The 9,546-nt window shown below is 38.7% G+C and carries 7 protein-coding genes; all 7 read left to right on the top strand.

The genetic code is table 11. The features are described from left to right. The first annotated feature begins 43 nt into the window (after positions 1-43). The 7 genes from NCY30_RS14310 (at position 44) to NCY30_RS14280 (ending at position 9,544) form a co-directional block, all read left to right on the top strand. Positions 44-1,861 (top strand): glycosyltransferase family 2 protein, encoded by a 1,818-nt coding sequence (locus tag NCY30_RS14310; RefSeq protein ID WP_161170430.1) that lies wholly within the window; start codon positions 44-46, stop codon positions 1,859-1,861. 10 nt (positions 1,862-1,871) lie between these two features. After that, entirely contained in the window at positions 1,872-2,825 is a 954-nt protein-coding gene (locus NCY30_RS14305) for a glycosyltransferase family 2 protein (RefSeq protein WP_055194638.1), read from the top strand. Between the two features lie 35 nt (positions 2,826-2,860). Then, on the top strand, positions 2,861-4,264 hold the full coding sequence (locus NCY30_RS14300; protein WP_161170431.1) for an undecaprenyl-phosphate glucose phosphotransferase: 1,404 nt from the start codon (positions 2,861-2,863) through the stop codon (positions 4,262-4,264). A 15-nt stretch (positions 4,265-4,279) separates the two neighbouring features. Next, complete coding sequence (locus NCY30_RS14295; RefSeq protein WP_055181844.1) at positions 4,280-5,389, top strand: LCP family protein; 1,110 nt, start codon at positions 4,280-4,282, stop codon at positions 5,387-5,389. Continuing rightward, positions 5,382-6,299: a glycosyltransferase family 2 protein gene (locus NCY30_RS14290; protein WP_250818838.1), complete on the top strand. Its 918-nt coding sequence runs from the start codon at positions 5,382-5,384 to the stop codon at positions 6,297-6,299. The genes NCY30_RS14295 and NCY30_RS14290 overlap by 8 nt, the downstream gene beginning before the upstream one ends. Positions 6,300-6,400: 101 nt before the next feature. Next, the gene (locus tag NCY30_RS14285; protein ID WP_250818837.1) at positions 6,401-7,813 is read left to right on the top strand and encodes an LCP family protein; all 1,413 of its coding nucleotides are present in this window, start codon (positions 6,401-6,403) and stop codon (positions 7,811-7,813) included. 30 nt (positions 7,814-7,843) lie between these two features. Further along, positions 7,844-9,544, top strand: coding sequence for a cohesin domain-containing protein (locus tag NCY30_RS14280; protein WP_055194632.1), 1,701 nt, complete (start codon positions 7,844-7,846; stop codon positions 9,542-9,544). The last annotated feature ends 2 nt before the right edge of the window (positions 9,545-9,546 follow it).

The following is a 9,546-nucleotide window of genomic DNA, read 5'->3' as shown; positions in this document are numbered from 1 at the left end:
TAAAAAGGGAAAATATGTAATAATATGTACGAGGAATATCTTAATGAGTGGTAAATTAGATTATATAAATATGATAAAAAAAGTATCTCCCTATAATTTGAAAAAGGGGATACTTTATTTGCGCCATTATGGACCGAAAGGATTCTGGATAAAATTAACAGAACGTTTCCAGAAAAGCGATATTGATTATAAAGAATGGTATGAAAATCACAGACCATCTGAACAGGAATTAGAAAGAGAACGGAAGCAGGTATTTGAATACAGTCCTAAGATCAGCATCCTGGTACCGGTATACAATACACCGGAGGTGTTTTTAAAGCAGATGATCCAGTCAGTGAGAAAGCAGACTTATACGAACTGGGAATTGTGTATTGCCAATGCTAATCCTTCTAATCAGGAAGTAAGTAGTATTCTGAATGTTGCAGGCAAGAAGGACAACAGGATCAAAGTAGTGGATGTTCCGGAAAATGAAGGAATTGCACAGAATACGAACAGAGCATTGGAGATCGCAACGGGAGAATTTGTAGGATTGCTGGATCATGATGATCTTCTGGAAGAAAATGCACTGTATGAAATTGTAAGCTGCCTGAACAAAGATCGCAAGACAGATGTGCTATATACAGACGAAGATAAAGTGACGACAGATTTGGATGAATATTTTTCTCCGAATTTTAAGCCGGACTTTAATCTGGATATGTTGAGAGCAAATAATTACATCTGTCATTTTTTTGTTGCAAAAAAAGCATTAATTGAATCGGTAGGAAAGTTCAGAGCGGAATATAACGGGGCGCAGGATTATGATCTGATCTTACGATGTACGGAACAGGCGGAAAGAATCTCTCATGTTGCAAAGATATTATATCACTGGCGGGTGCATAAGGAATCAACAGCAGATAATCCTTTAAGTAAAATGTATGCATATGAAGCTGGAAAGAAGGCAATCGAAGATCATCTCAGACGATGCCATACAAAAGGAGAAGTCCTTCAGACGGAAAATCTTGGATTTTACAGAGTAAAATATCCTGTGACAGGAAATCCGCTGGTGTCTATTCTGATCCCGAATAAAGATCAGGCAGAGACATTAGATAAATGCCTGAAGTCAATAGAAAAACTGACGGATTATGAGAATTATGAAATTATCATTATTGAGAATAATAGTACGGAAGAGAAGACTTTTGAATACTATGAACAGATTTGCAATGATAAGATCCGTGTCGTATACTGGAAAAAAGAATTTAATTATTCGGCAATTAATAATTTTGGTGCAAAACAGGCAAAGGGAGATTATTTACTGCTGTTAAATAATGACATGGAAGTGATAAGTCGTGACTGGCTTACAGAGTTGCTTTCAACATGTCAGCGAAAAGAAGTCGGTGCAGTAGGTGCTAGACTATATTATCCGGATGATACGGTGCAGCATGCGGGAATTATCATTGGAATCGGAGGAGTTGCCGGCAGTGTCTTTGTCGGTATGAAACGCGGTTATACAGGATATATGCACAGAGCGGCTATCCAGCAGGATTTAAGTGCCGTGACAGCGGCCTGTATGATGATGAAACGTTCGGTATTTGAAGAAGTCGGCGGACTGGAAGAAGAGCTGAAAGTAGCGTTTAATGATGTGGATCTATGTCTTAGAATACGGGAAAAAGGACATCTGGTCGTGTATGATCCATATGTAGAGTTATATCATTATGAATCTAAGACCAGAGGAGCTGAAGATACGAAAGAAAAAGTGCGCAGATTTCAGGGAGAGATAGAATATATGCGCAGCCATTGGATTGACATATTGAAAAATGGAGATCCAGCGTATAATCCGAATCTTTCCTTAAAAAAATGGGACTATTCCCTGAAAGTGAACTAACGGAGAAATTATGTGTGAAGTAACAATCGTAATACCTAATTACAAAGGAAAAGAGTATCTGTTTTCCTGTGTGAAAAGTTTGTATGAAAAGGATCAGACAGAAAAGAAAATCCTGATCATAGATAATGCCTCGAATGATGGAAGTATAGAGGAAGTTGTAAAAGAATATCCGGAAGTTGAATGTGTGATGCTGGATAAGAACTATGGCTTTTGCAGAGCAGTTAATATCGGTATTGAAAAGACAGATACACCATATGTGATCTTGTTAAATAATGATACGGTGATAAAAGATAACTATGTAAAGTATCTGCTGGATTCGATCAAGAAAGATCCGAACATATTTTCTGTGGAGCCTAAGATGATCCAGTACCATGATCCGTCCAAAATTGACAGCGCAGGAACCTATTATAATGCACTTGGATGGGCATACGCATATGGAAAAGACAAAAGTGTGAAGAAATACAATAATATAAGAAAGATTTTTGCAACATGCGGAGGGGCTTCAATCTACCGGAAAAAAGTATTTGAAGAGATTGGAATGTTTGATGAGAAGCATTTTGCATATCTAGAAGACATAGATGTGGGATATCGTGCCAGGATAGCGGGATACGATAATTTATATGAACCCAAATCAGAAGTGATCCATGTGGGAAGTGCGGCAAGCGGAGCAAGATATAATGAATTTAAAGTCAAGATGTCTTCACGCAATAATGTATATCTGATATATAAAAATATGCCGGTTGTACAGAAGATACTGAACAGTCCGTTCCTTTTTGTGGGATTTTTGGTGAAGTACCTGTTTTTCCTTCGCAAGGGATACGGAAAGCTATATGTCAATGGTATTAAAGAAGGGCTGCATATGGGGGAAAAATCAGATAAAGTAAAATATGAATCCGGCCATCTTAAGAATTATATAAAGATTCAGATAGAACTATGGATAAATATTTTCCGGCGTCTGGCATAGGAAAACGAAATAATAGATAAAGTTGGTGAGTAAAATTGATCAAGGAAAATCAAGGGTTATTAAATAAAATACATGTGGTACTGGATGCGGTAGTGATTGTAATTTCGTATGTGCTTTCATGGTATCTGAGATTCAGGAGCGGCATTTTTGAGATGGATCCGTGGTATCTTTCTCTGCAAGTATATATGAGTGTACTGATATTCATTATACCGGGATATCTGTTGCTATATTATATTTTTCAGTTATATACTCCGAAAAGAGTCAGAGGAAGAAGACTGGAAGCATGGAATATCCTTCAGGCGAACACGATAGGCTTTCTGGTATTTATTTTAGTACTTTATTTCAGACATCAGACAGATTTTTCCAGAACGATGATCTTTGTTTTTTACTGTATTAATATTTTTCTGGAAATAGTAGAGCGTAATGTGATCAGAATGGGACTTCGGAAGATCAGAAGTCAGGGATTTAATCAGAAACATATCTTACTGATCGGATACAGCCGTGCGGCAGAACAGTACATTGACAGAATCCAGGCAAATCCGGACTGGGGATATAATATCCGGGGTATCCTTGCCGATAATGTTCCTAGAGGAACAGAATATAAGAAGGTCAGGGTACTGGGAAGAATTGATAATCTGGAAATTGTGCTGCCGGAAAATAAACTGGATGAAATCGTAATTACACTGGGTCTGGCTGAATATCATAAGCTGGAAAGAATTGTTAAAATGTGTGAAAAATCAGGTGTGCATACGAAATTTATTCCGGATTATAATAACGTTATACCGACCAAGCCGTACACCGAAGATCTGCAGGGACTTCCGGTGATCAATATCCGAAGAGTTCCGTTAAGTGATCCGCTGAATAAATGGATGAAACGCGGAGTGGATATATTTGGAGCAATTGTAGCAATTATTCTCTTTTCTCCGGTTATGATCGTAACGGCAATTATGATCAAGAAGACTTCGCCGGGGCCTTTGATCTTTTCGCAGGAAAGAGTAGGGCTGCAGAATCGTCCGTTTAAAATGTATAAATTCCGTTCAATGATCGTACAGGATGAGAAAAAAGAAAAGAAAGGCTGGACGACCAAAGATGATCCGCGTGTTACGACGGTCGGAAGGTTTATAAGAAAAACAAGTATAGATGAACTGCCTCAGCTTTTTAATGTCCTTCGAGGGGACATGAGTCTTGTAGGGCCGAGACCGGAAAGACCGCAGTTTGTAGAAAAGTTTAAAGAAGAAATACCTCGGTATATGATCAAACATCAGGTAAGACCGGGACTTACGGGATGGGCTCAGGTAAATGGATACAGAGGAGATACGTCTATTAAGAAGAGAATAGAGCATGATCTGTATTATATTGAAAACTGGACACTTGGATTTGACTTTAAGATTATATTTTTAACATTTTTCAAAGGATTTATTAATAAAAATGCCTATTAGCTTTAAGGAGAAGTCATGAGTAAACGTAATAAAAAAAGATTAACCAGAAGACAGCAGGAAATACGAAGAAAAAGACTGAAAAAACGCAGAAGACGCAGAAGACTTGTAATTATTTTGGAATTGATCATTCTGTGTATTCTGGGAACAACGGCGTTTGGCTTATTTAAGCTGGGAAAAATGGAACGCACCAATCTTTCGAATATAAAGAACAACGGACTGAAACAGACCGGATATACCAATGTTGCATTATTTGGTCTGGATTCAAGAGAAAAGAATCTTGGAAAAGGAAACCGGACAGATACGATTATGATCGCAAGCATCAATAATGAAACCAAAAAAGTAAAGCTTGTGTCTGTGTACAGGGATACGATGTTAAAACAGAACGGAGAACATTATGATAAAGCCAATGCGGCTTATTCAGTAGGCGGACCTGAGACGGCAGTCAATATGCTCAATGAGAATCTGGATCTTAATATTCAGGATTATGTCAGTGTCAATTTCCTTGCATTAGCCGATGTGATAGATATGGTTGATGGTATTACGGTAAAATTAACGGATGAAGAAGTTGTGCATATGAACAACTATTGTGTAGAGACTTCTAAAGTAACAGGTAAGAAATATAAGAAGATCGAACCGGCAGTAGCCGGAACGTATAAATTAAACGGCGTGCAGGCGGTATCTTATGCGAGAATAAGATATACAGCAGGCGGTGATTATAAGAGAACAGAAAGACAAAGACTGGTCCTTAAGAAAACAGCAGATAAATTGAAACAGCAGGATCTGGCAACGCTTAATAAGATTATAGATAAGGTAATGCCGGAGGTATCAACAAGCTTCACTACAAAGGAGATATTAAGTCTTGCCACAGGTGCCTTTGATTATGAGCTGGGCGAAACAACAGGTTTCCCGTTTGATCTGGAAACTCCGGAACAGATACCGGGATACAGTGGTTCATATGTCATCCCGAAAGGACTGGAAGAAAATGTAATAAAGCTGCATCAATTCTTATATCCGAATAAGGATTATACACCGACGGCAACGGTTACAGATATAAGTAATACTTTGAATGATATGACCAATGTATATCCAAATACAACAGAAAGCGGAACATCACAAAATGAATAAGAAGAAAGTAGATGTCGTAATTCCGGTATATCATCCGGGATCAGAATTTAAAAAGCTGATGGAGCGTCTGGAAAGACAGACCTATGAAGTAAACCGTATCTTTTTGATGCATACAACAGACGGACAGAGTCTGGAAAGCATGAAGGAACGTTATAAAAATGTGACAGTTGAAGAGATTACTCCGGATGAATTTGATCATGCCGCAACGAGAGACAAAGGAATCCGGCAATCGGATGCAGATATTGTGATCTGTATGACACAGGATGCCTGCCCGGATAACGAGTATCTGGTAAGTGAACTGGTACAGGCTTTGGAAGAAGCAAATGTTGCAGTTGCGTATGCGAGACAGCTTCCTAGAAAAGAAAGTACATTATTAGAAAGATATACGAGACAATTTAATTATCCGCCGGAAAGCAAAGTGAAATCTTCGAAAGATCTGGAAAGAATGGGAATCAAAACATTCTTCTGTTCGGATGTATGTGCAGCCTATAACCGGGATATGTATTTGAAAAACGGTGGATTCGAGAAAAAAGCAATATTTAATGAAGATATGATATACGCAGCGAAGGTTATAGTGAATGAACAGAAAGTATATTATAATGCAAAAGCAAGGGTAATCCATTCGCATAATTACAATTTTGCACAACAGTTTCACCGAAACTTTGATATGGCCGTTTCCCAGGCACAGCATCCTGAGATATTCCGGAAGGTAAGCTCAGAAAAAGAAGGAATGAAACTGATAAAGAATACAGTCGCTTTTTTGATAAAACAGAGAAGGCCATGGCTTGTTTTTAAACTTTTCACAGATTGTGTAGCGAAATATGCAGGATATCTTCTTGGACGAAAATATCAAAAACTGCCGAAAAAGATTGTATTAAAATGCACAATGAATCCGAGATATTGGACATAAACAGGAAAACAGGACTGAAAATATTGAAATTTAGAAAAAAATAGGGTAATATGTAAAAAGGTTTGTGTTAATTTAGGATAAATGCGGAAAGGATATGAAGTATGGCAAGAAATACAGGGAAAAAGGTCAGACGAAGAGGGCGTCGCAGAAAAAGAGGCTTTGCAACCTGGTCTATAGGGAAGAAAATAGGTGCTGTATTAGGCGGAACTCTTCTGGGCGTAGTAGTTATAGGATCAGTCATTCTGGCAAGTAAGATGAATAAACTGAGTTCGGTGAAACTCGATACAGATAAATTAAACATTTCTGATGAAGTAAAACATGAAAAAGGATACACGAATGTAGCGTTATTTGGTCTGGATTCAAGAGAAAATGATCTGGGCAAAGGAAATCGAAGTGATACGATCATAATAGCAAGTCTGAATAATGATACGAAAGAAGTTAAATTGGTATCTATTTATCGTGATACATTATTAGAATTAGATGACGGAAGTTATAATAAAGCGAATTCTGCATATTCTTTTGGAGGACCGGAAGGCGCAGTATCGCTGATTAACCGTAATCTGGATATGAATATTGAAAAATATGTAACCGTAAACTTTAATGCACTGGTAGATGTTATCGATGCGGTAGGAGGACTGGATCTGGAACTGACGCATGATGAAGTTGTGCATATGAACCACTATTGTGTCGAAACTTCAAAAGTAACAGGAAAAAGTTATGAGAAGATCGAGCCGGAAGTAGAGGGTACATATCATTTGAATGGTGTGCAGGCAGTGTCTTATTCCCGAATCCGTTATACGGAAGGAGGAGACTTTAAGCGTGCAGAACGTCAGCGCCTGGTATTACAGAAAATTGCAGATAAAGCGCAGAACATGAGTGTCGGCACTGTTAATAAGATCATAGACAGTGTATTTCCGCAGATATCAACAAACTTTACACTGGCTGAAATGATCGGATATGCAAAGAATCTTACAAAGTATAAATTAGGAGATTCGATTGGTTTTCCGGCTGAAAATACAACGGATATGTTAAATGAAGTAGGAAGTGTCGTAATCCCGAAGACCTTGTCTTCGAATGTACTTGAGGTGCATAAATTTCTGTTTGGAAGTGATGGGTATTCTGTATCCAGCACGATTGAAGGCATTGAAAGTGGTATTACTGCAAAAGCGTCAGATAAGGCCAAAAGCGGTACAACGATCGAGGATGATGAGACACCGGGAAGTAAGGGGTATTCGGAAAATTATTCCAATAATTCATCCGGAACCGGTACAACAAGAAGTACCTACGGAACAACGGGTGGAAGCACTTACGGAACCGGATCTTACGGTACGTCAAACGGATATTCCGGAGGAACATCGACGGGAAGCGGAACGACCGGAAGTACAGGCAGCACTTCCTCAGGAACTACGGGAACAACCGGAGGAACAGAAGGGACAACAACAGGAGGTGGAACGACCGGAGATAATGCAGGCAGCACTTCGGGAACCACTGGATCGACAGAAGGAACGGAATAAATAGTAATAAAAGATAAAGGGGTAGGTTACATGAGAAGAATTAAAAAGATATTTGTAACATTCTTGGCGATATGTATGATATGTCCATGTCTGTCGGTGATAACAGAAGCAGCGACAGCAGAACTGCGTTTTGCGGATCCGTCCACTACAGTAGGAGCGGAAGTTGATGTAAAGACCAAGCTGACTTCTGCTTCATCAATGCAGTCTATGGAAGCGACTTTAACGTATGACAAAAGTGAATTGAGATTTATCAGCGGTGATAATGCGACGGGAAAGGATGGAACCATTAAGATTTCCTGGACCGGAAGTGGAACAACTGCAGAATTTAATCTGAAGTTTCAGGCATTAAAAGAAGGTACTTCGAATATCGAAGTGTCAAGTGCTACGGGTACTGCGGAAGACGGAACGAACCTGGAAGTAACACAGGGAAGTTCTGCAGTTACGATCGGAGCTGGCGATCCGTCTCTGATTAAGGAAGAGACCAGTACCGAAGATACAACAACATCGACAGCAGATGGTGCCGTTGTGAAAGTGAACGGCAAGAAGTATGTTGTGACCAGCGATTTTTCGGAAGAGATCATTCCGGAAGGTTTTAAAAAAGGCGAGCTGACATTTGAAGGTTCAAAGTATTCTGTGATCACACAGGAGGCAAGTGGAATCAATGCAATGTATCTGACTGAAAAAGACAGCGATGATGCAGATTTCTATATGTATAACAGTGATGATGGATCTTTCGCACCGTTTGAAGAAGTTGAGATTGCAAAAGACAGATATATTATCCCATTGATGAATGATGGAAAGGTGAATCTGCCAAGCCAGTATCAGAAGACAACTCTGACATTAAATGGTAAAGAATTTGACACTTGGCAGGATACAAAAGACGCAGAATATTATATTATTTATGCTTTGAATTCTGACGGTGAAAAGACAACATATCGTTATGATACGACAGATGGAACCTATCAGAAATACACACCGGAATCAACCGGCAGTTCTTCTTCAGAAAGTAAGTTAAGTAACGGAAAAGGAATATGGGGAAAAATCCTTAATTTTGTAGAGAATTTCCTGGATATTGTAGTTATTATAGCAATTGCATTAATCTTACTGCTTGTTTTGGTACTTATTGTCACAGCAGTCAAGCTTAGACACAGAGATCTGGAATTAGATGATCTGTATGATGAATATGGAATTGATCTGGATGAAGAAGAGGAAGCATTAAAAGCTAAGAAAAAAGAAGAGAAACAGGAAAAGAAAGCACAGAAAGCTTCAAAACAGGTTTCGAAAAAAGCATCTAAGAGATATGATGATGAAGATGAATTTGAAGGATACGATGAGGATGATCTTTGGGTTACAGAAAACATAGCCAAAGCCATGGAAAAACCAAAGAAGCAGAAGAGCGTCAAACACGCAACGGCAAAAAAAGCAGCTGCAAAGGGTGTACGTTCTTTAGATGAGACAGGTCCTGCTATCCGCAAACCTGTAAAGAACATTAATCTTCAGGATACAGATGATTTTGAAAAATTTACTCCTTTAGATGAAGAAGAGTTCGATAATTTTGAAGGATATTATTCGGATGATGATTACGATATGTTTGGTTCAAATGACTATGATTATGACGACGATGAGTTATTTGATGCAACGGCAGATCTCTTAAGTAATCACCCGGAAAAGAAGAGAAGTCATGCGGAGATGGATGACACATTTAAGATGGATGTTATTGATCTGGATTAATT

Origin of the sequence: Dorea sp. MB18-49, from assembly GCF_023669465.1 — a bacterium.
GTDB classification, from domain to species: Bacteria; Bacillota; Clostridia; order Lachnospirales; family Lachnospiraceae; genus Dorea_A; species Dorea_A longicatena.
This window is presented reverse-complemented; position numbering and strand designations above follow the sequence as displayed.

Bases quoted from the DNA above. Each gene is read 5' to 3' on its own strand.
- NCY30_RS14280 (WP_055194632.1), top strand. From the start codon at position 7,844: ATGAGAAGAATTAAAAAGATATTTGTAACATTCTTGGCGATATGTATG.
- NCY30_RS14290 (WP_250818838.1), top strand. From the start codon at position 5,382: ATGAATAAGAAGAAAGTAGATGTCGTAATTCCGGTATATCATCCGGGA.
- NCY30_RS14310 (WP_161170430.1), top strand. From the start codon at position 44: ATGAGTGGTAAATTAGATTATATAAATATGATAAAAAAAGTATCTCCC.
- NCY30_RS14305 (WP_055194638.1), top strand. From the start codon at position 1,872: ATGTGTGAAGTAACAATCGTAATACCTAATTACAAAGGAAAAGAGTAT.
- NCY30_RS14295 (WP_055181844.1), top strand. From the start codon at position 4,280: ATGAGTAAACGTAATAAAAAAAGATTAACCAGAAGACAGCAGGAAATA.
- NCY30_RS14285 (WP_250818837.1), top strand. From the start codon at position 6,401: ATGGCAAGAAATACAGGGAAAAAGGTCAGACGAAGAGGGCGTCGCAGA.